This window comes from Glutamicibacter sp. M10 (assembly GCF_025452055.1).
In the GTDB taxonomy this organism is placed as follows: Bacteria; Actinomycetota; Actinomycetes; order Actinomycetales; family Micrococcaceae; genus Glutamicibacter.
This window is the reverse complement of the sequence record NZ_CP104918.1, coordinates 1440184-1463468: the sequence shown is the minus strand read 5'-3', so window position 1 is coordinate 1463468 and position 23285 is coordinate 1440184. Positions and strand designations below refer to the sequence as shown.

The following is a 23285-nucleotide window of genomic DNA, read 5'->3' as shown; positions in this document are numbered from 1 at the left end:
CTGTTCGAGAACACAATTCACCTCCAAAGCCTTATAAGGATGTAACTTTGATCACAGAGAATATTTATGTTTACACGGAAGGAAACGAAGCCCGTGAGCGATTCAAAAACCCTAGACAACCTGTCACACGAAGACCGTGCCTTTGCTCCGAGCAAAGAGTTCAGTGACCAAGCCGTAGCCACCTCGGCCAGCTATGAGGCGGCCAACGCTGACCGCCTGCAATATTGGGCTGATCAGGCGCGCAAGGTACTTACCTGGGACACCGATTTCACGCAGACCTTGGACTGGAGTGAAGCACCGGTTTCCAAGTGGTTTGTCGGGGGCAAGCTCAACGCGGCATACAACGCACTGGACCGTCACGTCGAAAACGGTCTGGGCGATCGTGTGGCCATCTACTTTGAAGGCGAACCGGGCGACACCCGCACCTACACCTACGCCCAGCTGACCGAAGAGGTCAAAAAGGCTGCCAACGCATTTGAATCCTTGGGTGTTGCCAAGGGTGACCGTGTTGCCGTGTACCTGCCGATGATCCCTGAAGCGGTCATCACCATGCTCGCCTGCGCACGCATCGGCGCAATCCACTCAGTGGTCTTCGGTGGATTCTCCGCCGACGCGCTACGCAGCCGCATCGATGACGCGGACGCAAAATTGGTTGTCACCGCCGACGGCACCTGGCGCCGTGGCAAGCCTTCCCCACTGAAGCCTGCCGTGGACGGTGCACTGACTGCTCCGGGCCACACCGTGCAGAACGTCTTGGTCGTTAAGCGCAACGGCGAACCAGTGGAGTTTGGCCCACTGGATAAGTGGTGGCACGAAGTTGTCGACGAGGCCTCCACCGAGCACACCGCGGTGCCACACGATTCCGAGCACCCACTGTTTGTGCTTTACACCTCGGGCACCACCGGCAAGCCAAAGGGCATCGTGCACACCACGGGCGGATTCCTCACCCAGGGTGCGGTCACTCACCGCGATACCTTCGACCTGCATCCAGAAACTGACGTGTACTGGTGCACCGCGGACATTGGCTGGATCACCGGTCACTCCTATGTCACCTATGCGCCGCTGATCAATGGTGCCACCCAGCTGATGTATGAAGGCACCCCGGACACTCCGCACCAGGGTCGCTGGTGGGAACTGGTGGAAAAGTATGGGGTCTCCATTCTTTACACCGCGCCAACCGCTATCCGTACCTTCATGAAGTGGGGTCGTTCCATTCCCGATGGATTTGATCTGTCTTCGCTGCGGGTGCTGGGCTCGGTTGGTGAACCAATCAACCCAGAAGCTTGGATGTGGTACCGCGAGGTCATCGGCACCAACAACGGCAAAAACGGTGAACTCAAAGAAAACCCAACGCCGATCGTGGACACCTGGTGGCAGACCGAAACCGGCGCCCACATGATCGCTCCCCTGCCCGGCGTCACCAATACCAAGCCAGGTTCGGCTCAAGTAGCGGTGCCAGGTATCAGCATTGATGTAGTTGATGAAGCCGGTGAATCGGTCGGCGATGGCGAGGGTGGCTTCTTGGTCATCCGCGAACCGTGGCCATCGATGCTGCGTGGCATCTGGGGCGACATGGACCGCTACAAGGAGACCTACTGGTCCCGCTTCGAGAACATGTACTTTGCCGGCGACGGCGCTAAGAAGGATGAAGACGGTGACATCTGGTTGCTCGGCCGCGTGGATGACGTGATGAACGTGTCCGGACATCGCCTGTCCACCACCGAGATCGAGTCTTCCTTGGTTGCCCACCCATATGTGGCTGAGGCAGCTGTTGTTGGCGCTAAGGATGACACCACCGGTGAAGCTGTAGTTGCCTTTGTCATCTTGCAAACCGAGCCTGCTGAAGGTGAAGACGTTGTGGCTACCTTGCGCAACCACGTTGGTAAGGACATTGGACCGATCGCCAAGCCGAAGCACGTGTTGGTGGTTCCTGAACTACCTAAGACACGTTCAGGCAAGATCATGCGCCGTCTGCTCAAGGACGTGGCCGAAGGTCGTGAAGTTGGCGATGCAACAACTCTCTCGGATTCCACCGTCATGAGTCAGATCGCCCAGTCCATGGGTAAGTAATCCAGAAATATTTCGACGCCACCGCCGTGGAGAACAACAACATTGTTCTCCACGGCGGTGGCGTTTTCTCGTTCATCAATAAAGGTTGGGCAACGAATGCGTGAGGATGTAATAGATTTGAGTCCATGACTGACAACGCATCGCGCACCATCTTGCTACTCAACGGACCAAACCTGAACTTGCTCGGTACTCGCGAACCCAAGATTTACGGACACGACACCTTGGCTGACGTTGAACAGCTGGCCCGCGACACCGCGGCGGCCCACGGATATGAATTGCGCACCTTGCAGTCCAACCATGAGGGTGTACTCATCGATGCGATCCACGAAGCACGCAGCACTGCCGCCGGTATCGTCATGAATCCTGGCGCCTTCACCCACACCTCGGTAGCCATTGCCGACGCACTCAGCGGTGTGGAGCTTCCAACCATCGAGGTGCACATTTCCAACGTGCATCAGCGTGAGGCATTCCGCCACAACTCTTACATCTCACCGGTAGCAAGCTCGATCATTGTGGGAGCCGGCGTTAATGGTTACAAGCTGGCCGTTGAGCAACTGGTGCACCTCCTGAGCAAGTAAACAAGGCTAGTTGGCGATGCAGTCCCCGGTGCTCACTGAGGTTCGATTCGAGCCGCCAAGCTCCATCGCGTTTTCCATTTCGTCCAGACTCAGTGCGAAGCCGACCTGATCATCGCTGCGTGACTTAGCGAAGATCAGGCCAACGGCTTCGCCTTCTTCGTCTAGCAGAGGTCCGCCAGAATTACCCTGAGCTACTTGGGCGCTGAGCTGGTAGACAGAGATTCGTCCTGGATCTTCACCGTAGATATTCGCGATAGACACGTTGGCTCGGGAAGCGATGACGGCACTGCGGATTTGCTGCGGACCACCGGCTGGGTAGCCGATGAAGGCTGCGGCGTCGCCGCGAGTGAGCTCATCAGGTGCCAAGTCGATGGCCGGGGTCTGTAAACCTTCGACATAAAGCAAAGCAATATCGGTCTCAGGATCAAAGTAAACGACGTTTCCGCGGTGAACTTCATTACGACCGGTTTCTACTGTTGCTGAGCCCAAGCCTGCGACCACGTGAGCATTTGTCATGACCATTTCTGGTGCCACGACAAACCCGGAGCCGGTTAGGTTCACACCACATTGAACTGCGGTGCCCGAGACTTTGGCAGCTGATTCGGAAGCGGCGCGCTGCAAGTCAGTGGCCTGCCAATTGTGGTCCACCGGCTGATCAACCTGCGGTGCAAACGGATCCAGGAAGGCCGGCAAGGTTTCAGCGATCACTTTAGAACGTGCGCTGGAAATTGCTGAGTTCACAAACTGCGGAGTCGCCGAGCGGATAGCGGTAATCATCCCTGACTTACCAATCTCCATGGATAACTGCGGAATGCCCATGCTGGAGGTGGAAAACGCCAGACCACCAATGATCGTGGCGCTAATGACCACGGAAAGCACACCGCCGGCAAAGCGATCAGCTGAACGCAAAAAATCGACATTCATCCAGTGCCGAATGCGTGTGGCGATAACCCTGCCTAGAGCTTGGCCAAGGATGATCAGCACCGCTGCGGTGGCGACCATCAGCCCAACACGCCACCACGGATTAGTGGCAAAGGTTGAAACCAAGGGGATGGCAAAGAACGCGGCAACACCTCCAAGAATGAGGCCCACCATGTCACCGACGGTTAGAAGAAAACCTCGGCGGAGTCCGATGATGAAAAAGATCAGTAAAACTGCACAGATGACTATGTCGAGCCAGCTGAAAATTCCGAGCACCAAGACTCCAATGCGTTCATTTACTTTGTATTAACCAAGGTACCCTTAGAAGCTGATGGATTTCTGCGAGCATATCCGCGAGTTTTGACCTGATGAGCGTGACGTTCAACATTTTCTTGGTAAAACCACGTGTGGAAACTGTCACATTGTTACTGAATACGGCACAATGAAGTAAGCGCCTACTACTGTTGACAGGAGATTTAATGGATATCGAGGTACTGCGTCGCGCGCCACTGTTTGCGTCGCTTGGTGATGAAGTATTTACCGCGTTGACCGAAGAATTGACCGAGGTTGATCTGTCTCGCGGTGCATCGGTGTTCCGTGAAGGCGATCAAGGCGACCGTCTGTACTTCATCGTTTCGGGCAAGATTAAGCTGGGTCGCACCTCTTCGGATGGTCGCGAAAACCTGATTGCTGTTCTTGGCCCAGGCGAACTGTTTGGCGAAATGGCCCTATTCGATCCACACCCACGCAACGCTACGGCGACTGCTGTGTCGGAAACCCGACTTGCAGGTCTAAGCCACGAGAACATGCGCAAGGCGATCCTGAACTCCCCTGAGGTCTCGATCCAATTGCTGCAGGCTCTGGCTGCTCGCTTGCGTCGCACCAACGAGTCCCTAGCGGACCTAGTCTTCTCCGACGTTCCTGGCCGTGTTGCCAAGGCTCTGTTGGATTTGGCTGATCGCTTCGGACGCCCAGCAACTGACGGCATCCTGGTAGCTCACGAGCTAACCCAGGAAGAGCTCGCTCAGCTGGTTGGCGCATCGCGTGAAACCGTAAACAAGGCATTGGCTGAATTTGTACAGCGCGGCTGGCTCCGCCTAGAAGCACGCGCTGTCGTGATTCTAGACATCCAGCGTCTGCGTCAGCGTTCACGCTAAACGCACTTAGTACAAAGGCCGAATATCCATCATGGATATTCGGCCTTTGTGTTTAACTCTAGTTTTTTAGTGACCGGCCAGAGCCTGCCATGGACGCGATGACTCAGCGCTCATTGAGCCGAGCACTTCCAGATAGTGGATTCCATCGCGCACCAGCAAGTCTGGGTGTTTTAGGTCCAGGGCCCTAGACCGCGAAAGGTAAGCCACAACTCCGTTGGCATCCGACATGGCCTCAAGGATCAGCTCCACTGCGGGGTAACTAATCTGCGAAAGATTGAGCCCTACGGTGTTGGGCTGGCCTACGAGGTCTCCCAACGCGGCGCTCTCGCGGCCGGCGAGAACTTGTTTGGCAACATTCCAGCGGGCCCATTTTCCTTTGCCACGAAGCAACGTCGGTTCTTGGCGAGTGGGAACGGTAGCCGCGAAGTACCAGGTATCAAATCTGCGCAGCGCAAAGTTTGGGCTGAGCCAGTGCGAGACCGGGCGCAACAAATCGGTGCGTAGTCCCAGTCCGCGACGGCGAAGAAATTCATCAAAGGATAAGTCCTGAACCGCAATGGCTTCCCGAGCGCTCATCCAGTCATCAGGGTCGGTCATCTCGACAATAGACTGCTCATCGGTGCCGGCTAATAATATGCCGGTCTCTTCGAACAGCTCACGGATGGCACAGACAATATAGGCCTGCACTAATTGCTGATCCAGCACGTCCATGCGCTTGGACCACTGAGAAAGACTTGGGCCAAACCATTGGTAAGTTGCTCGGTCACTGGCCTCGTGGCTACCACCTGGAAAGGCTACGTTGCCCAACGGTGAGCCGCCTGGCCGATAGGTCAGGTAAGTTTCCACACCGTTCGCGCAATCGTGCACCAGCGCAACAGAGGATGCGCGGCGCGGACTTCGAGGTGTGCGAGAGCCGAAGGTAAACCAATTTTCGGCAGTAGGGATCTGGTGCGGAGGCACATCAAAGATTCGGCGCACCATGCCGCTGCGCGGGCCACAAGGAAAAGCCCTTGCGGTCCGCGCAACTGGCGACTGAAATGAACTACTCAAATTCAGCGATGACCTCAACCTCGACTGGCGCATCCAGCGGCAGTACGGCGACACCAACGGCCGAACGTGAATGCAGGCCGGCATCTCCCAGGACCGCACCGAGGAATTCGGAGGCTCCGTTGATGACGCCAGGCTGTCCGGTGAACGAAGGATCTGACGACACGAAGCCGACAACCTTCACGATTCGTTTAATGCGATCTAGGTCACCGATCTCAGCCTTGATGGCAGCCAAAGCGTTCAGCGCAGCTACCTGCGCCTGAGCCTTCGCTTCTTCAGCTGAAACTTCTGCCCCAACCTTTCCAACAACTGAGAGTTCACCATTAATCAGTGGAAGCTGACCCGAGGTGTACACGTAGTTGCCGGTAGTTACTGCCGGCAGGTACGCGGCAACTGGTTTCGCTACGCCTGGCAGCGTGTGGCCGAGTTCAGCTAGGCGTGCTTCGACACGCGAAGAAGTGGCTTCTTGCATGGGCTTTGTCTCCTTTAGGAAGTGTTAATTTATTATTCTTTTTCGCGCTTCAGGTAGGCCACTGGCGAGGAGCCGTTGGGACCTGGAACAACAGTTACCAGCTCCCAGCCATCGTCTCCCCACTGGTCCAAAATCTGCTTCGTAGCGTGGATCAAGAGTGGCAAAGTAGCGTATTCCCATTTAGTCATACTGGATACGTTATCGCGTCCTTGTAAACTAATAGGTATGGCAGCCAAGAAGTCCCCCTTTTTGATACCGCCACCACGTTAGGGAAAGTCGTTGCGTTCTTCGGAATCAGCGCCCTGTGTGGTGTGCTCGCAGCAGGTATGCTCGTACCCGTAGCAGCTATCGCGAAAACCGGTTTGACCACCGGTAACAGCGTCATTAGTGCACTTCCAAGCACCTTTGAAAAGCTCCCAATTTCGGAGCCTTCAAAGATCTTGGACGCGGACGGAAAGACCATTGCGTCCTTCTATCAGCAGAACCGCGAACCGGTGAAACTTGATGACATCTCCACACACATGCAGAAGGCAATCGTGTCGGTGGAAGATGAGCGCTTCTACGAGCATAAGGGTGTCGACCCTCGCGGTATCGCCCGCGCAGTAATCGGCAACCTTACTTCCTCATCCCGTTCCGGTGCTTCCACGCTCACCCAGCAGTATGTAAACAACCTGTTGGTGAACAACCAGGAGCTCACCGGCTCGGAAGAGTCGACCATTTCTGGTCAGAAGGATTACGCCGCAAAGATCCGCGAGCTGAAGTACGCGGTAGCTATTGAAAAGGAAATGTCGAAAGACGAAATCCTTGAAGGCTACCTGAACTTGGTGCTCTTCTCGGGTCGCGAGTACGGCATCCAGGCCGCAGCGCACCGTTTCTACTCGGTTGATGCCAAGGATCTAAACGTCCAGCAGTCCGCCATGCTTGCGGGCATGGTTCAGCTGCCCAACGTTTACAACCCAATCAACAACCCTGAGCGTTCGCTTGACCGCCGTAACAAGGTACTTGGCAACATGTACCGCACCGGCGTCATCACCGAAAAAGAGTACGACGAGGCTGTGAAGTCTGATCTCGAACTCAAGCCAAGTGTTTCCCCTTCGGGTTGCTCCTCGGCCAAGGACAACGCTTACTTCTGTGACTATGTCACCAACCTGATCTTGAGCGATGAAGCTTACGGTAAGACCAAGGAAGACCGTGAAGGTCTGCTCTACCGTGGTGGCTTGACCATCAAGACCACGCTGAACAGCAAGCTGAACGAAAAGGCTGCCAACGACGCTCGCGAGGCGATCGATCCGAACGCCAAGTCCAACAAGGACATTCACTCTTCAGTAGTTTCGGTCCAGCCTGGCACCGGCAACATTCTGACCATGGCTCAGAACACCGAGTACGGTCCAGAGAAGGAAGATACCGGCTCGAGCACGTACTACAACTTCGCAGTTGAGCGCTCCAAGGGTGGTGCCGGTGGTTTCCAGGGTGGTTCCACCATGAAGCCTTACACCACCTTGGGTTGGCTCACTGAGGGTAACCGCATGAACGACACCATCAATGCAAAGAAGCAGGTCTTCCAACCTGGCACGAAGTTCCGCGCTTCCTGCCTGCCTGGCAGCACCGCTACCGTGGGCACCAAGTGGGAGCCAAAGAACGCTTCAAAGGGCTTCTACCGCCCGATGAGCGTTGATACCGGCTTGTACTGGTCCATTAACACTGCGACCGTTCAGGAAGCCTACCGAACCGACTTGTGCACCATCGCTGACTACACCAAGCGCCTTGGCGTCTTGGATCAGGATGCTGATAATGGTCAGCCAGGTCCAATCAGCCCAGCTAACCCATCGTTCATCATTGGTTCAGCCAACATCACCCCACTGTCGCAGGCAGCAGCATTTGCTACCTTCGCCAACAAGGGCGAGTACTGCAAGCCACGCGCCATCACCGGCGTGACCGATTCAGCTGACAACGAGTACAAGGTCGCTGGCGAATCTTGCTCACAAGAGGTTGATCCAACCTATGTTGCCGATCTTGATAAGACTCTGAAGAAGATCGCTACCAAGCGTGTTTCTAAGGGTGTTGTCGAGGGACCAATCGCTGGTAAGACCGGTACTAACAACTACGCCACCTCGACCTGGTTTGTTGGTTTCACCACCGGCATCTCGACCGCTACGTGGGTAGGCCGTCTGGACGGCAAGGCTGCCACTGAGCAGAATTCGCTGCACGGCGCAATCATCAATGATAAGCAAGCACCTGAAATGGTTGACTCCTCCACCTACGCTGCACCGTTGTGGGTCGATTTCATGAAGGATGCAGTCCTTCAGTACGAGCGCAAGGGCTTTGGTAAGCCGGGCAAACGTCCAGCACCTGTAATCCCTTCCACTCCGGAAAGCGCAAAAACCGAAGGCGAGAAGCAGGACGCTGCTGCAGCGGCTGCCGCTGCTAGGGCTCGGGCTGCCGCCGAAGCACAGAAGCGAGCTGCTGCCCAGCAACGAGCAGAAGCTGAAGCTCGACAGCGTGCCGCTGATGCTAAGGAAGCTGCCGAGGATCGGGCCGAAGCTAAGAAGGATGCTGCAGCCAAGAAGAAGGCAGACGAGGCTAAGAAGAAAGCCGACGACGCCAAGAAGAAGGCTGAAGCTAAGAAGGACGCTGCCGAGGCTAAGGCAAAGGCTGAAGCTGCCAAGAAGAAGGCAGCCGCCGAAGCTAAGAAGAAGGCAGCAGCCGAAGCTAAGAAGAAGGCTGAAGAGGCAAGGAAGAAGGCGGCACAGTCGTCTAAACCTAAGCCGCCGAAGTCCACTGATTAGTCCGAATAATAGCTAGCTGCCAAGCAAAGGCCGCGTTCAACTTTGGTTGAACGCGGCCTTTCGGTTTAGATTGGCAATAGCGGACTTCATGAGAAGTAGCCCCCGGGCATGAAAGGACGATGGCAGAAAAGTCATGGTTGAACACAATACATTTGGCGCCACGCTGCGCCACGCAGCGGGTACAACAGCTTTGGCGGCCGGTGGAGCGTTGGCTCTCGGCACCGCCTTGATTGGCTACGGCATGCTGGAGACCCAGAAGTTTGGACTACGCCGTGAGACCCTGAATGTTCTGCCTAGAGGTGCTGCCGACATCAAGGTCCTGCACCTGTCCGACATTCACATGGTTCCGGGCCAAGAGACCAAAATTCAGTGGATCCGTGAACTCGCCGACCTGAAGCCAGACTTTGTGGTGAATACCGGCGATAACCTCAGCCACCGCAAGGGTGTTCCATCTTTGCTCAAGGCATTGGAACCGCTGATGGCGTTCCCGGGAGCCTTTGTTCCTGGCTCCAATTGCTACTACGCGCCCAAGCTGAAGAATCCTTTTAAATACTTCTCCAGCTCCGAGGGCTCCCTAACCCGTCACCAAAGGACCAGCTGCCTTTTGAAGAAATGCACCGCGCATTTGGTGCAGCCGGTTGGAGCAACATGTCCAACCGCTCCCACTCGACGGTATTGAACGGACTGCGTCTGGATCTGACCGGGGTTGATGATCCGCACATCAACCGGGACCACTTCGCCGGATGGACCCGTGGCTCATCCACGAGCGACCAGGCTCCGCACGTGCGTATCGCACTGACTCACGCCCCATACCAGCGAGTCTTAGATCAGTTCACCGAAGCAAAGGCAGACGTTATTTTCGCTGGGCATACACACGGTGGCCAAGTCTGCATCCCTGGCTACGGCGCTTTGGTCTCAAACTGCGATCTGCCAACCTGGCGAGCTCGCGGCCTGAGCGACTGGGAGTACGCAGGCAACACGGTTCCGCTAAATGTCTCGGCCGGTTTGGGCACCTCACGCTTCGCCCCGATCCGCTTTGCTTGCCCACCTGAAGCAATTCTCGTGACGTTGAAGGCACGTAGCTAAACACTAAATATTGTTCTTGAGGTCCCGGTATTTTCGCCCTAGCTGGCGAAGTCCCGGGATCTCCTCATTTCCGATGTGAAGCGTTTCTTTCTCAAATTCAGAAATTGATTGAATTCTCCCAACCAGTGACTGTAAGCTGAAGCTCTGTCGAATTTCTGGATGAATACGGGGTACCGTGGCGCAAGCACAAAAGGTCGAGACCAAAGATCCAGTTCCGCTCTCGGCAACGTTGAAGAGATTGTACCCGTTTGTTAAGCCGATTCTTCCTCGGCTTTTCTGCGGATTCCTTTGTGCGCTCGGTGCCGGAATTGTTGCCCTAGCCATCCCTCAGGTGTTGGCGTGGCTGGTGAACTCTGTTTTTCACCGTGATGGTGCCACCTCCGAAGTCTGGATTTCCGTTGCCATCATTGCCGCCCTCGGATTTGTTGAAGCGCTACTGATTTTCCTGCGCCGCCAGTTTGTGCTCAATCCCGCCGCCGGGCTTGAAACCCAGATGCGCATTCGTTTCTACAAGCACCTTCAACGGCTGCCTGTTGCCTTCCACGAGCGCTGGGGCTCCGGCCAGCTACTCTCCCGCTCCATGTCGGATCTGTCGCTGTTGCGCCGTTGGCTGGCCTTCGGCGCAATGATGCTGGTCGTTGAGACCGTCACTGTGATCACCGGACTCATTCTGATGTTCACTCACTCGTGGATCTTGGGGTTGCTGTACTTGCTTGGCTCTATTCCCATTGCCATCAAGGCTTACCGCTTCCGCAATGAATACCGTGCGGCCAGCCGGCTCAGCCAGGATCAAGCCGGAGACCTTGCCACCGCCGTGGAAGAATCGGTGCACGGTATTCGTGTCATCAAGGCTTTTGGACGCGGTCCACACATCTACGAAGGATTTAATACTCAAGCCAAATCCCTCCAAGAAACCGAAATTGCCAAAGCTAAGACCTTGGCTAGTTTCTTGCTTACTGTGGTCGCGGTGCCAGAAACCATCTTGGGCATTGGCCTGTTCATTGGTATCGCTCAAGTCGCCAATGGAACGCTCAGTGTCGGCGCGCTGGTTGCCTACTTCGCCATCGCCGCAGTGATCGCTGGCCCGGTAGAAGGCATGGGAATGCTCTTGGGCATGACCTTGAGTACCAAGACTGCACTGGACCGGCATTTTGAGGTCATGGACTCGACCAATGACATTGTCTCTGTGGCCAACCCAACCGTCCCTGAAACGCGAGACGGAAGCGTGCAGCTACGTCACGTTCGTTTTGCCTACCCAGATGTAGCCGGAACACGCCGCCCGATCCTTGCCGACATTGATCTAGACATTCGTCCTGGCGAAACGATGGCCTTGGTGGGAATCACCGGTTCAGGCAAATCCACCTTATTGAACTTGATCCCCCGTCTGCACGATGCAACGGCCGGGGAAGTGCTCATCCATGGACAGAACGTCAAGGACTGGGAATTAGATCAGCTACGCACCGAAATTGCCGTGGCTTTTGAAGACACCACATTGTTCTCAAACACCATTCGAGAGAACGTCCTGCTCGGTGCCCCAGAACAACTAAACGAAGAACAACGCGAAGCACTGCTGAGCGAAGCACTAGACGTAGCCCAAGCGCACTTCACCTATGACCTGCCTGCCGGCGTAGATACTCTCATCGGTGAAGAGGGGCTTTCGCTCTCCGGCGGCCAGCGTCAGCGCATCGCGCTAGCACGTGCCATTGCGGCCCGTCCGAGCGTACTGGTCCTTGATGATCCGCTGTCCGCTTTGGATGTGAAGACAGAAGAACTGGTGACCGAGAAACTTCGAGAAGTTCTCGCCGGAACCACCACGCTCATCGTGGCTCACCGACCATCAACGGTGATGCTCGCAGACCGAGTGGCGTTGCTGCGCGATGGACGAATCGACGCGGTGGGCAGTCACACCCACCTGCTGAGCACCAATGAACACTACAGATTTGTCATTGCCAGTTTGGATGATGAAGAACAATCAGCAATTGAGGGAGCCTCCCGATGAGCCAGACACAAGGCGTCGCCAACGAGGACGCCATCAAACTCAACGCTGCTGATCGTAAGGTAGTACGCCAGCGGTCCTTCCGATTGCTCGGGGCACTGGCTTTGCCGCAGAAAAAGCTTTTTATCCTCACCGTAGTTTTGGTGTTGCTCTCCAATGCAGCACGCGTTCTGCTGCCGGTAATCATTGCCTTTGCTATCGACTGGACGCTACCTCAAGTACGTGAGGGCAACTGGTCAGCCTTGGGCCTTACCGGCGCCGGCTACATTATCTGCGCGATCCTCAGTGGCTTTTTGCTTTCTTGGTACATCAACTCTGCAGCAAAAATTTCGCAGGCTATGCTCTTGGATCTGCGACAGCAAGTGTTCCGTCATACCCAGCGCCTGAGCCTTGAGTTTCACGAGAACTACACCTCCGGTCGCATCATCTCCCGACAGACTTCAGACTTGGAAACTCTGCGAGAGCTGCTTGATCAGGGAGTCTCCGAGCTGGCTTCCTCCTGCGTCTTTGTTATCTTCACGCTGATTTCGATTTTCTTCCTCGACTGGCGCAGTGGATTAGTAGTCTGTGTTGCCGCGATTCCAGTGACCATCTTGTTCTTCTGGTACCAGCGCCGCTCTGAAGTTCTGTACCGCGAATCCCGCGTCGTTTCAGCCAAGGTGATTTCCACCTTTGTCGAAACGATGACCGGCATTCGCGCTGTGAAAGCTTTCCGCCGAGAACGGGCCAACGACGAGAACTACCAAGAAATTGCGGAAAAGTACCGGGATAATTCGGTCCGCTCCTTCAACCTGTTTGGTGTTTTGCAGCCCGGACTGGTGCTCATTGGCAACCTCACTGTGGCCGCTCTCTTAGCCTACGGTGGATTCCGAATCATCTCAGGGACCATGGCCGTCGGTGCCATGGTGGCGATCCTCTTGGCCTCAAAACGGCTCTTTCAGCCTGTAGAACAGATTGCGATGTTCTACTCGTCTCTGCAGTCAGCAACAGCGGCGTTGGAGAAGGTCTCGGGTCTGCTTGAAGAAGAACCAACGGTGCGTGAACCTGCGCAGCCTCAGTCCATCACCACAGTGGCCGGAGATCTTCAGTTCAAGGACGCGGTATTTGGTTATGGCAATGGACCGATCATCATGGACAAATTTGATCTGCACATCCCTGCCGGTCAAACGGTCGCTGTGGTGGGTCAGACCGGTGCAGGAAAATCGACGTTGGCCAAGCTCATCGCCCGCTTCTATGATCTTCGCTCCGGAACGTTGGCACTGGATTCGGTTCCGATCAATGAACTGTCCAACAAAGAGTTACGTCAGCACGTAGTGATGGTGACTCAGGAAGCGTTCCTCTTCTCGGGTTCCGTGGCCGAGAACATTGCTCTAGGCCGCCCTGGCGCATCTTTAAAGGATATTGAGTCGGCGGCCCGCGCAGTTGGAGCTCACGAGTTCATCATGGATCTGCCCGAAGGTTATGACACCGACGTGAACAAACGCGGCGGCCGTGTCTCCGCTGGCCAGCGCCAGCTGATCTCCTTTGCACGAGCGTTCTTGGCAGATCCTGCAGTGTTGATACTTGATGAAGCCACCAGCTCCTTGGATATTCCTTCAGAGCGAGCTGTACAGCGCGGATTGCAGACGTTGCTGGGTAACCGTACGGCGCTGATCATTGCGCACCGGCTCTCCACTGTGCAGATCGCTGACCGGGTATTGGTAGTTCACGATGGAAAGATCACCGAGGACGGTACACCACAGGAGCTCATTGCCAGTCAGGGACGTTTCGCCGCCTTACACAAGGCATGGAAAGACTCATTGGTCTAAGGTCCGCCGACCGACGAATAAACCCCCTGCCGGCCCGGAATATCACTCCGGATCGACAGGGGGTTTTATCCTGGAGTGCAACTAGCCTAGGCGCTGAAGCTTAGGCCAGTTAGACGCTCATAGGCCTCAATGTACCGAGCGCGAGTCTTCTCAATAATCTCTTCTGGGAGCTGTGGTGGCTCCTGGTCAGAGTTCTTGTCCCAACCCGATGCGTCGCTGGTCAGCCAGTCGCGGACAAACTGCTTATCAAAGCTCGGCTGCGCCTGACCTGGCTGATAGGCCTCTGCGTCCCAGAAGCGTGATGAATCCGGGGTGAGCACCTCATCACCCAAAGTAACTTCACCGGTAGCTGCGTCAGCCCCAAACTCAACCTTGGTGTCAGCCAAGATGATGCCACGGCCACGAGCGATCTGTTCGGCCTGTTCGTACAACGCAACAGTCTTCTCACGCAGTGCCTCAGCCACGTCGTTGCCGACGCGCTCAACGGTCTGCTCGTAAGTGATGTTCTCGTCGTGCTCCCCCACCTCAGCTTTAGCCGATGGAGTGAACAGTGCAGGGGTCAAACGTGAACCGTCAACCAAGCCATCAGGCAATGGCAGGCTGCATACGGTCTTGGAGACCTTGTACTCAGCTAGCCCTGAACCGGTGAGGTAACCGCGAGCGATGCACTCGATCGGGTACATTTCCAGCTTCTTGCAGACCATGGCTCGTCCGGCCACAGCTTCTGGAACATCGGTGGAGATCACGTGGTTGGCGAAGTCGCTGAGCTGTTCAAACCACCAAAGGCTTAGCTGAGTCAGCACTTTGCCCTTGTCTGGGATCTCGCTGGAAAGTACAAAATCGTAGGCGCTAATGCGGTCCGAAGCAACGACCAGCACGCGGTCGGTGTCCTCGAAGCTCACACCGGCTGGCACGTACAAGTCGCGTACCTTGCCCGAGTAGAAATGGTCCCAACCTTCAAGGTCAAGAACTTCGGTCTTCAATCCTGCCATAACTGCCTAGTCCCTTACTTGCTTTGCTTCGCTACGACGATTTCGCCGCGTTCGGCCTTCAATGCAATGTCGGTGCGTGACTGGGCACCGTTCCAGCTGATCTGTGCAACGCCTGCGTAGGCAGCCTTGCGAGCAGCGCTCAGGTCATCGCCTAGACCAACCACTGCCAGCACACGTCCGCCAGCAACAATGACATTGCCTTGGGCATCCGCGGAGGTTCCGGCATGCATCACATGCACGTTTTCCAGTGCGTTGGCAGCGTCAAGGCCGGAAATTACCGCACCCTTCACCGGGGTGTCAGGGTAATTCTCTGCCGCGATAACTACGTCTACTGCGGTCTTGGACGACCAGTTCAACTGCTCATCATCATCAAGCTGACCCTTGGCGGCGGCCAACAAAATGCCACCAAGTGGAGTCTTGAGGCGTGCAAGCACCGCCTGAGTTTCAGGGTCACCAAAACGAGCATTAAATTCAATGACTCGAATACCACGCTTGGTCAGCGCCAAACCGCAGTAGAGCACACCGGTAAAGGCAGTGCCACGCTTTTCCATCTCACGCAGAGTTGGGTAAGCGACTCGGTCCATAACCTCGTTGACGAAGTTCTCTGGAAGCCACTCAAGTGGTGAGTAGGCACCCATGCCACCGGTATTTGGGCCTTCGTCATTATCGAAGATGCGCTTAAAATCTTGGGCTGGCGACAGTGGAACGGCATGCTTGCCATCGCAAATAACAAAAAGTGAAACTTCTGGGCCATCAAGGAATTCTTCAATGACTACAGTGCCGCCGGCTGCGAAGCAGGCTTCAGCGTGCTCAAGGGCCTCATCACGGTCAGAGGTGACAACAACACCCTTGCCTGCGGCTAGTCCATCATCCTTGACCACGTAAGGTGCGCCGAAGTCGTCTAATGCGTTGGCGGCTTCCTCACGGTTGGTCGCCACATGAGCCATCGCGGTTGGAACTTCAGCCGCGGCCATCACGTTCTTGGCGAATGCTTTGGAAGCCTCCAGTTGGGCTGCGGCTTTGGTTGGGCCGAAGACCGGGATTCCCGCCTCAATGAGTGCGTCGGAAACGCCTGCTGCCAATGGCGCTTCGGGTCCAACAACGACCAGATCGCTAGCTAGCTCGCGGGCCAGCGCCAACACTGATGCTGGATCTTGTGCATCGATCTGATGGGTGGTGACGTCCTGTGCGATACCGGCATTACCGGGTGCACAATGAACTTCTTTGACGTAGGGGTCTGCACTGAGTGCTCGGACAATTGCATGCTCGCGGCCACCTGGGCCAATAACCAGTACCTTCACCCCGCCGAGTTTACCGGAGAAGTTGGGAGCTGATGCTGTCTATGACTTCCCCAGATCCTCTGAATTTGGACGCAGGATCACCCTGCTGCACGCCGTTGAGCATTGGTGCGCACAGTTCGCGAATAAACTGGGCAGATGGATGGATCAGTGGATATTTCCGATTGTGCGCAGCTGGTGCAGGTGCGACGTAATGGCGCGGTGGAATCTAGACACTACGGTGTAGCCGTGGTGCTCGGAGAAAACGGATCCTCGTTGCTGGCTCTCGGTAACCCAGAGGCGCTGATCTTTCCGCGTTCTGCACTCAAGCCCTTCCAAGCAATCGCTTCCTTGCGCTGCGGTGCACAACTAACTGAGGAACAGGTAGCTCTGGCCTGCGCTAGCCACGTGGGCAGCTTTGCGCATCAGCAGCTTGCCTTACAGATTTTGGAATCAGCTGGACTGAGTACCGATGATTTGCAGTGCCCCGAAGCGTGGCCCGTAGATTCAGCGACTCGCACGCAGATGACCATTGAGCGTCTTCCCAAGTCGCGCTTGACGTTCAACTGTTCGGGAAAACATGCAGGGTTCCTGAATGCAGCCAAGTCCCTAGGCGCTGACACCGACACGTACTTGGATCCGGCACATCCTGTGCAGCAAACAGCTCACCGTGTCTTTGAAGAGTTCTGTGGCCCGGTGGCACGCACCGGCGTAGATGGTTGCGGCGCCCCAGCAGTGCAAATGTCCCTGCTCAGTCTGGCCCGCGGTTTCCATCACTTGCTCGCTACTTCAGATCCAGATGCTCAACGAGCCGTTACTGCCATGCTCCACCATCCCTGGGCGGTGATGGGCGAAGGACAAGCAAATACCGAAGTCATCAAACACGCTGGTGTCATCGCTAAGTTAGGTGCCGAAGGAGTGCTGGCCATGGCCGCTCCCAAAGGGGTCACCGTGGCGATAAAAATGCTTGATGGCTCTTCGCGAGGAACCGATCTGTTGGCTCTGTCATTACTGCACAAGTTCTCGGCCATCGATGAAAATAGCTATCGCAAATTGCACCAGCAACTTCAGCCGCCGGCCACCACAGTTGGTGCCCAAGCAGCTGATCTACAGTTAGCTGGGACCGATTTTTAGTGATCAACTTCCACCCGGGACGACTCCCCGGCAAATATGACAGTTTTACGTCATCGAAACAAAGAGATGAGATAGGTCATGGCCATCAAGCGTCGCGTTGATGAAACCGCTGGACGCTCGGCAGTGCGCGAGTGGGCTCAAACCGAGCCAGGACAAGGAAAAATATCCCGTCCTGTCCTCGCTATGGCGGTTCGCTACCTGCTGGAAGAATTAGCCTCTCGTGCCGAGGAAATTCCGTTGAAGTACGCGTACCACCCTTCGGTGTGACTCAGTGCATAGCAGGGCCCAGGCACACCCGTGGAACACCGCCCAATGTAGTCGAAATGCCTGCTGAACTCTGGCTTTTGTTAGCTACCGGGCGAACGTCTTGGAGTGAAGCACAGCAAACTGGCCAGTTGCACGCCTCTGGACTTAGGGCAGACTTGTCCGCGCACCTACCACTTATTGAGTACCCTTAAGGGTATGGAGCAACACCCCGCTACCCCGAGATCTGCAGAGCAAAGTGTCGAAGTGCAAATTCACTCGGCGCCCAAATTCTGGCCATTCATCTTGACCTTTGTCGTACTTGGTGCGCTAATCGGTCTGGTCACAGGTTTGCTCGGCGAACCTTCGCAGGAGTACACCCGCGCTTCAGCCTCCGGATTCTTCGCGATGTTCGGTGCTGGACTCGGTGCAGGTATCGGAGCATTGGTGTACGTGATCATTGATCGCTTCACGTCAAAAAATCCACTAAGCATCTGGCAGTTCCTCTGGCCGAGGACACTGACTCCAGGGGACAACATGGCTAGGCAGCTTTTCCCTTCCACTGAAGAGCGGGCGGCCGCGCACCTGGCCGCCACCAACCACACACAAACGGTCGGTGTCGACCAAACCAGAACATGAGAGAATAACTGACATGGCGCGTGGCGACGGATTCTTAAATCACGACCTGCTTCCAGGCGAGAAGGGGCCGCAGGACGAATGCGGCGTTTTCGGCGTTTGGGCTCCGGGCGAAGAGGTTGCAAAGCTGACCTATTACGGTCTGTATGCATTGCAACACCGCGGGCAGGAGTCAGCTGGCATTGCGACCAGCGACGGTGCACGCATCAATGTCTACAAGGACATGGGCCTGGTCTCGCAGGTATTCGACGAGAACACCTTGAACTCCATGAGCGGACAGCTGGCTGTTGGCCACTGCCGTTACTCCACCACCGGCGCCAGCCACTGGGCTAACGCCCAGCCAACTTTGGGTCCAACCCAGACCGGCACAGTTGCTTTGGCGCACAACGGTAACCTGACTAACTCCGCTGACTTGGCTGACATGGTTGTTGCCAAGCAGCAGGCAGATGGTGGCAAGGTCCGCGGCGAAATCGCTCAGGGCAATACCACCGACACCGCTTTGGTCACCGCTCTTTTGTCCGGGACCGAGGGACAGTCGCTGGAAGAAACCGCGCTGGAACTACTGCCTAAAATCGAAGGCGCCTTCTGCTTTGTTTTCATGAACGAAGACACCCTCTACGCAGCTCGCGATCCACACGGTGTACGCCCACTGGTATTGGGCCGATTGAACCGCGGTTGGGTTGTTGCCTCCGAGCAGCCAGCCTTGGCTACCGTAGGTGCCTCGTTCATCCGCGAAATCGAGCCAGGCGAAATGATCGCCATCGATGAGAATGGTGTTCGCTCCACCCGCTTTGCCGAGGCTACCCCCAAGGGTTGCGTTTTTGAGTACGTTTACCTCGCCCGCCCTGACGCTTCCATCGCTGGACGTTCGGTCTACGAGTCCCGCGTAGAAATGGGTCGCCAGCTGGCCCGCGAAAACAGCGCGGATGCAGATATCGTGATCCCAGTTCCGGAATCTGGTACCCCCGCAGCCATTGGTTACGCCGAAGAATCTGGCATTCCATTCACCCATGGTTTTGTGAAGAACGCCTACGTTGGCCGTACCTTCATTCAGCCTTCGCAGACCCTTCGCCAGCTGGGCATCAAGCTAAAGCTCAACGCCTTGGAAACCGTCTTGCGCGGTAAGCGCGTGGTGGTAGTGGATGACTCGATCGTTCGTGGCAACACCCAGCGTGCGGTAGTTCGTATGCTGCGTGAAGCTGGAGCTTCCGAGGTGCATGTGAAGATTTCTTCGCCTCCGGTGAAGTGGCCTTGCTTCTACGGCATCGATTTCGCCTCCCGCGCAGAACTGATTGCCAATGGTGCAGCAGTGGATCAGATCGCTACCTCCATTGGTGCTGACTCGCTGGCCTATATCTCTGAAGACGGCATGATCGAAGCCACCATGCAGCCACGCGAGCGTCTGTGCACCGCGTGCTTCACCGGTGACTACCCGATCGCGCTTCCGCAGGAAGAACGTCGGGGAAAGAATCTGCTTGAGCGTGCTAACCAGCCTGGTTGCGAGCCCGGCCCAGATTCCGAATTCGAAAACATCAGCTAAGTACCCGGGACCTCCCCACACATCTCGTTGCAAGCGGCACCGGAGAACCGGTGCTCACGACAGAATAGGAAACCTCTGCCATGAGCGGCAATGATCAGCCAACTTCCATCACCTATGCCGGTGCCGGCGTTGACGTTGAGGCCGGTGACCGTGCCGTTGAGTTGATGAAGGGTGCGATCAAGGCTACCCACACCTCGGGTGTCGTCGGAGGCGTTGGCGGTTTCGCCGGGCTTTTGATGTCTCCTTCTTGACCGGTTACAAAAAGCCTTACCTAGCTACCTCCACCGATGGTGTGGGCACCAAGGTGGCTATCGCCCAGAAGCTGGACATCCACGACACCATCGGCCAGGACCTGGTCGGCATGGTAGTTGACGACATCGTCGTCGTAGGTGCCAAGCCACTATTCATGACCGACTACATTGCCACCGGCAAGGTTGTCCCAGAGCGCATCGCGGACATCGTTCGCGGTATTGCCGAGGGTTGCAAGCTCGCTGGCACCGCATTGGTCGGCGGCGAAACCGCTGAGCACCCAGGCCTGCTGGCGGAAGACGAATACGATGTTGCCGGCGCTGCCACCGGTGTTATCGAAGCTGATCAGCTGCTCGGCCCAGAACGTGTTCTGGCCGGCGACGTTGTTATCGGCATGGCCTCTTCAGGTATTCACTCCAACGGTTACTCGCTGGTGCGTCGGGTTATTGCCCACGCTAAGTGGGAACTGGACCGCGAGGTTGCCGAGTTCGGTAAGACCCTGGGTGAAGAACTGCTTGTTCCAACCCGCATTTACACCACCGCCTGCTTGGATCTGATTGATGATCTGAACAACGGCGAGGACTTCGGTGTGCATGGCTTCAGCCACGTGACCGGTGGCGGCCTTGCTGCCAACCTCGCTCGTGTGCTGCCACAGGGCTTGATGGCTCGTGTGGATCGCTCCACCTGGGCTTTGCCAGCTGTCTTCTCCACCATCGCGACTCTGGGCAACGTGCCACAGCCAGATCTGGAGCGCACCCTGAACTTGGGCGTTGGCATGGTAGCCATCGTTGATCAGGCCGTGGCAGACCGTGCTGTACAGCTGCTGAACAAGTCAGGTATGGGCGCATGGGTTATGGGTCAGGTTGAAAACATTGATCCGTCGGCAGCTGACGCAGGCTTGGACTTCGTCCAAGGTGCTAAGGGTGTTGACGGTGGCGCAGTGCTGCTGACCGGAGCCTACGCCAAGTAGCCAGCACAGTTACCTACAACGAAGCGCCGCACTGATTGTCAGTGCGGCGCTTCGTTTATTTCGGCTTAGGTTCGGGCAGCCCTAGTCCAGTTGGCTCAGAGCCTGGTCCAAGGGGATCCGCCAACGCCAGGTAGCTTTTTGTTCTCCGCGCACATGGCCATTGGTGATCAGCGCTACGGGCAGTTCACGTTTGACGAAGTTCAGCAATACTTTGTAGCCGCTCATCACTGCCAGGGAGGACCCCAGCACAAGCAAGGAGCTGGATTCTTCTTCCAACGCGGTCATGAGTTCTTTGCGTTCAGCTGGGACGCTTTCCCCGAAGTAGACAACGTCTGGTTTGAGCGCATAGGAATCGCAATTCAGGCAACGAACCATCACAAACTGGTCGATGAGGTATTGCGGTAGCTCCACATCGCCATCGGGATTCACCGCGGCGGGATCAATTTCTACCGCTTCTATGTAACCCTTGTTGGCCGCTTCCAGTCGTACGTCGAAGTCCCTACGGTTCTCGCTAAATCCGCAGTTTAGACAACGCACAGTCGAGAGATCTCCATGCACCGGGATCACGCGTTGGGATCCCGCTTGCTGGTGCAGGCCATCCACGTTCTGGGTGATGATTCCGCTAATCTTGCCTTCACGTTCCCACTGCACCAAGCGCCGGTGAATCTGGTTTGGTTCAGCCTTATCCATGTGGCGCCAGCCTACGTAGCCGCGCGCCCAGTAGCGTTGGCGTGCTTCAGGACGGTAGCGGAATTCCTGATAAGTCATCGGACGGTGACGCTGTAGCGATCCGTTAGGGCCCCGGTAGTCTGGAATGCCCGAGTCAGTGGAAACCCCGGCACCGGTAACAACTAGCACGTTGCCCGCAGCGAGGATTTGTTTCACACCCTCAAGCGCTTCGGCTTCGGGTGTTGGTGGAGCTTGCTCCTCCACAATTCGCTGCATCGAGCGTATGGCAGAGTGGTGCGCCATCTGGATTGATAGCTCTTCTTTGCTACTCACGTTCCACCTCAAGCTTGTTAGACACGACAAAGGCCGCAGCGACTACTAGCTAATTTAGCTTAGTCCCTGCGGCTTGTCGTAAATGTACTGAAGAGCTGTACCACTTGGTGCTTTGGGTGTGGCACTGAGAGTCAAGAACTCCCGGTCTCAGATAAGGAGATTAATCCTCATCGTCGTCTCGTGAGTACTTCTTAGTCAGATCGTCGTAATCCGAATAATCTTCTTCATACGATGAATCATTACGCTCAATTTTTTGAGCATGATGATCGGACTGAACGCCCAACTCGCGTTCTAGTGCCGAAAGGTCAGTGGACGGAGAGTAGTACTTAATGTCTCGCGCCTGACGCTGTGCTTTAGCCTTTTGACGGCCGCGCCCCATGGCGTGACCCCCTCTTTTCAGTAGAGTCGGAAGGTGGTCCACCTTAAAAGATGAAGGCCCCCGAATATGTGATCAGTTCTTTCGTATTTAAAGGTTAACATGATTCACCGGCGAGCATTGAACGCAACACTCTCCGATACCGCTAGACTGTCAATTAGTCCAACGACTATGTATTGAGCTGATGAACGTTCGCAGGACCCGACAATGAAGGAGCCCAGCAGGTGGTGGAAAAGAATCTGCCGGAGCCGCAGGCGGCATTGCCCCCATTGCAGCCCGAAACTCAGAAGCCTAAGCGACGCGGTGGCCAATGGGCACTAATGATCATCGCCGTTTTGGCGCTGGCCGCTGCCGTGGTCTTTGTGGTGTTACGCATCATAGATCCCCCAGCTTCGCCCATTGCGAACAACGTGGAACGCAACGAATCCCCTGGGCTCGACGGGATCATTGCAACCGAAATGCCTCCAGCTCAGCTAGAACTCGGAGATTGCCTTCGCGAATTCGATTCTCCGTTGGACACGCAAACTGTCGTGACCTGCAATTCAGCGCACAACGCTCAGATGATCGGTTCCTTTGAAGTTTCCGGCACCGACTACCCTGGCGCCAACGAGCTACTGACCCAGTCAGAAGATATGTGCAAATCTGTCTCCATTGATCCCAGCGCTGGCTTGGACTCCACGTGGACTTATCACTTCTCCCGCCCTTCTGAAAGCACCTGGGGCCAGGGCGACCGGACGGTCTCTTGCTTCTTGAGCGTCTCCGAAGGCAACGTACGCACTTCGCTCTTGCCTGAAGAATCGACCGAGAATTCTGAAGACGAAAAGTCCACGGATGAATCTTCCGAGGATGAGGATTCGAAGGCCGAAGAGACCACCGAAAGCTAAGTAAATATTTCTTGCGCAATAGTCTTGAGCAAAAAGTGAGTAGGGGCATGAACAGAATGAT

At 55.9% G+C, this 23285-nt stretch carries 20 protein-coding genes and 2 pseudogenes; 14 read left to right on the top strand and 8 right to left on the bottom strand.

The genetic code is table 11. The annotated features are described in order from the left end of the window. Positions 1 to 66: 66 nt before the first annotated feature. On the top strand, positions 67 to 2070 hold the full coding sequence (gene acs / locus N6V40_RS07135; RefSeq protein WP_131088913.1) for an acetate--CoA ligase: 2004 nt from the start codon (positions 67 to 69) through the stop codon (positions 2068 to 2070). A gap of 125 nt (positions 2071 to 2195) precedes the next feature. Continuing rightward, complete coding sequence (gene aroQ / locus N6V40_RS07130; protein ID WP_262199528.1) at positions 2196 to 2648, top strand: type II 3-dehydroquinate dehydratase; 453 nt, start codon at positions 2196 to 2198, stop codon at positions 2646 to 2648. Between the two features lie 6 nt (positions 2649 to 2654). Here aroQ and N6V40_RS07125 read toward each other — a convergent pair whose 3' ends face one another. Then, positions 2655 to 3845, bottom strand: a complete 1191-nt coding sequence (locus N6V40_RS07125; RefSeq protein WP_262199527.1) for a MarP family serine protease — start codon at positions 3843 to 3845, stop codon at positions 2655 to 2657. Between the two features lie 203 nt (positions 3846 to 4048). On the opposite strand from N6V40_RS07125, the gene N6V40_RS07120 reads away from it, so the two are divergent. Next, positions 4049 to 4726 (top strand): Crp/Fnr family transcriptional regulator, encoded by a 678-nt coding sequence (locus N6V40_RS07120; RefSeq protein ID WP_131088916.1) that lies wholly within the window; start codon positions 4049 to 4051, stop codon positions 4724 to 4726. Positions 4727 to 4792: 66 nt separating this feature from the next. Here the strand turns inward: N6V40_RS07120 and N6V40_RS07115 are convergent, their stop codons facing one another. The 3 genes from N6V40_RS07115 to N6V40_RS07105 form a co-directional block, all read right to left on the bottom strand. Continuing rightward, on the bottom strand, positions 4793 to 5707 hold the full coding sequence (locus tag N6V40_RS07115; protein WP_131089815.1) for an NUDIX hydrolase: 915 nt from the start codon (positions 5705 to 5707) through the stop codon (positions 4793 to 4795). A 61-nt stretch (positions 5708 to 5768) separates the two neighbouring features. Next, the gene (locus N6V40_RS07110; RefSeq protein WP_262199525.1) at positions 5769 to 6245 is read right to left on the bottom strand and encodes a RidA family protein; all 477 of its coding nucleotides are present in this window, start codon (positions 6243 to 6245) and stop codon (positions 5769 to 5771) included. A gap of 32 nt (positions 6246 to 6277) precedes the next feature. After that, a complete protein-coding gene (locus tag N6V40_RS07105) occupies positions 6278 to 6433 on the bottom strand; it encodes a Sp36 family protein (protein WP_165477294.1) in 156 nt (51 codons plus the stop codon). Positions 6434 to 6571: 138 nt separating this feature from the next. Here N6V40_RS07105 and N6V40_RS07100 point away from each other — a divergent pair, with 138 nt between their 5' ends. From N6V40_RS07100 to N6V40_RS07085, 5 genes are all read left to right on the top strand, one after another. Then, on the top strand, positions 6572 to 9031 hold the full coding sequence (locus tag N6V40_RS07100) for a transglycosylase domain-containing protein (RefSeq protein WP_262199524.1): 2460 nt from the start codon (positions 6572 to 6574) through the stop codon (positions 9029 to 9031). 133 nt (positions 9032 to 9164) lie between these two features. Beyond that, complete coding sequence (locus tag N6V40_RS17660; RefSeq protein ID WP_396268521.1) at positions 9165 to 9710, top strand: metallophosphoesterase; 546 nt, start codon at positions 9165 to 9167, stop codon at positions 9708 to 9710. Next, positions 9680 to 10117, top strand: a complete 438-nt coding sequence (locus N6V40_RS17655; protein WP_396268519.1) for a metallophosphoesterase — start codon at positions 9680 to 9682, stop codon at positions 10115 to 10117. Before N6V40_RS17660 ends, N6V40_RS17655 begins: the two co-directional genes overlap by 31 nt. A 175-nt stretch (positions 10118 to 10292) precedes the next feature. After that, on the top strand, positions 10293 to 12116 hold the full coding sequence (locus N6V40_RS07090) for an ABC transporter ATP-binding protein (protein ID WP_262199523.1): 1824 nt from the start codon (positions 10293 to 10295) through the stop codon (positions 12114 to 12116). Then, on the top strand, positions 12113 to 13921 hold the full coding sequence (locus tag N6V40_RS07085) for an ABC transporter ATP-binding protein (RefSeq protein ID WP_262199522.1): 1809 nt from the start codon (positions 12113 to 12115) through the stop codon (positions 13919 to 13921). Before N6V40_RS07090 ends, N6V40_RS07085 begins: the two co-directional genes overlap by 4 nt. A gap of 86 nt (positions 13922 to 14007) precedes the next feature. On the opposite strand, the gene N6V40_RS07080 is transcribed toward N6V40_RS07085, so the two are convergent. Then, positions 14008 to 14913 carry a phosphoribosylaminoimidazolesuccinocarboxamide synthase gene (locus tag N6V40_RS07080; protein WP_262199521.1) on the bottom strand — a complete coding sequence of 302 codons (906 nt, stop codon included), beginning with the start codon at positions 14911 to 14913 and terminating at the stop codon, positions 14008 to 14010. A 14-nt stretch (positions 14914 to 14927) separates the two neighbouring features. Then, positions 14928 to 16214, bottom strand: coding sequence for a phosphoribosylamine--glycine ligase (gene purD / locus N6V40_RS07075; protein WP_131088922.1), 1287 nt, complete (start codon positions 16212 to 16214; stop codon positions 14928 to 14930). A 147-nt stretch (positions 16215 to 16361) separates the two neighbouring features. Between purD and N6V40_RS07070 the strand changes: the two genes are divergently transcribed. The 5 genes and pseudogenes from N6V40_RS07070 to purM all read left to right on the top strand — a co-directional run bounded on the left by N6V40_RS07070 (position 16362) and on the right by purM (position 20962). After that, positions 16362 to 17324, top strand: coding sequence for an asparaginase (locus N6V40_RS07070; protein WP_262199520.1), 963 nt, complete (start codon positions 16362 to 16364; stop codon positions 17322 to 17324). Between the two features lie 78 nt (positions 17325 to 17402). Further along, positions 17403 to 17782, top strand: a pseudogene (locus N6V40_RS07065) (sterol carrier family protein). Between the two features lie 4 nt (positions 17783 to 17786). Then, positions 17787 to 18206, top strand: a complete 420-nt coding sequence (locus N6V40_RS07060; RefSeq protein WP_262199519.1) for a hypothetical protein — start codon at positions 17787 to 17789, stop codon at positions 18204 to 18206. Positions 18207 to 18219: 13 nt separating this feature from the next. Continuing rightward, positions 18220 to 19743 (top strand): amidophosphoribosyltransferase, encoded by a 1524-nt coding sequence (gene purF, locus N6V40_RS07055; RefSeq protein ID WP_131088926.1) that lies wholly within the window; start codon positions 18220 to 18222, stop codon positions 19741 to 19743. 80 nt (positions 19744 to 19823) lie between these two features. Next, a pseudogene (gene purM / locus N6V40_RS07050) lies at positions 19824 to 20962 on the top strand (phosphoribosylformylglycinamidine cyclo-ligase). Between the two features lie 81 nt (positions 20963 to 21043). Here purM and N6V40_RS07045 read toward each other — a convergent pair. Continuing rightward, positions 21044 to 21934: a Sir2 family NAD-dependent protein deacetylase gene (locus N6V40_RS07045; protein WP_131089816.1), complete on the bottom strand. Its 891-nt coding sequence runs from the start codon at positions 21932 to 21934 to the stop codon at positions 21044 to 21046. A 190-nt stretch (positions 21935 to 22124) separates the two neighbouring features. Next, the gene (locus N6V40_RS07040; RefSeq protein ID WP_131088928.1) at positions 22125 to 22343 is read right to left on the bottom strand and encodes a DUF3073 domain-containing protein; all 219 of its coding nucleotides are present in this window, start codon (positions 22341 to 22343) and stop codon (positions 22125 to 22127) included. Positions 22344 to 22564: 221 nt separating this feature from the next. Here N6V40_RS07040 and N6V40_RS07035 point away from each other — a divergent pair, with 221 nt between their 5' ends. Continuing rightward, on the top strand, positions 22565 to 23224 hold the full coding sequence (locus N6V40_RS07035) for a septum formation family protein (protein WP_262199518.1): 660 nt from the start codon (positions 22565 to 22567) through the stop codon (positions 23222 to 23224). The last annotated feature ends 61 nt before the right edge of the window (positions 23225 to 23285 follow it).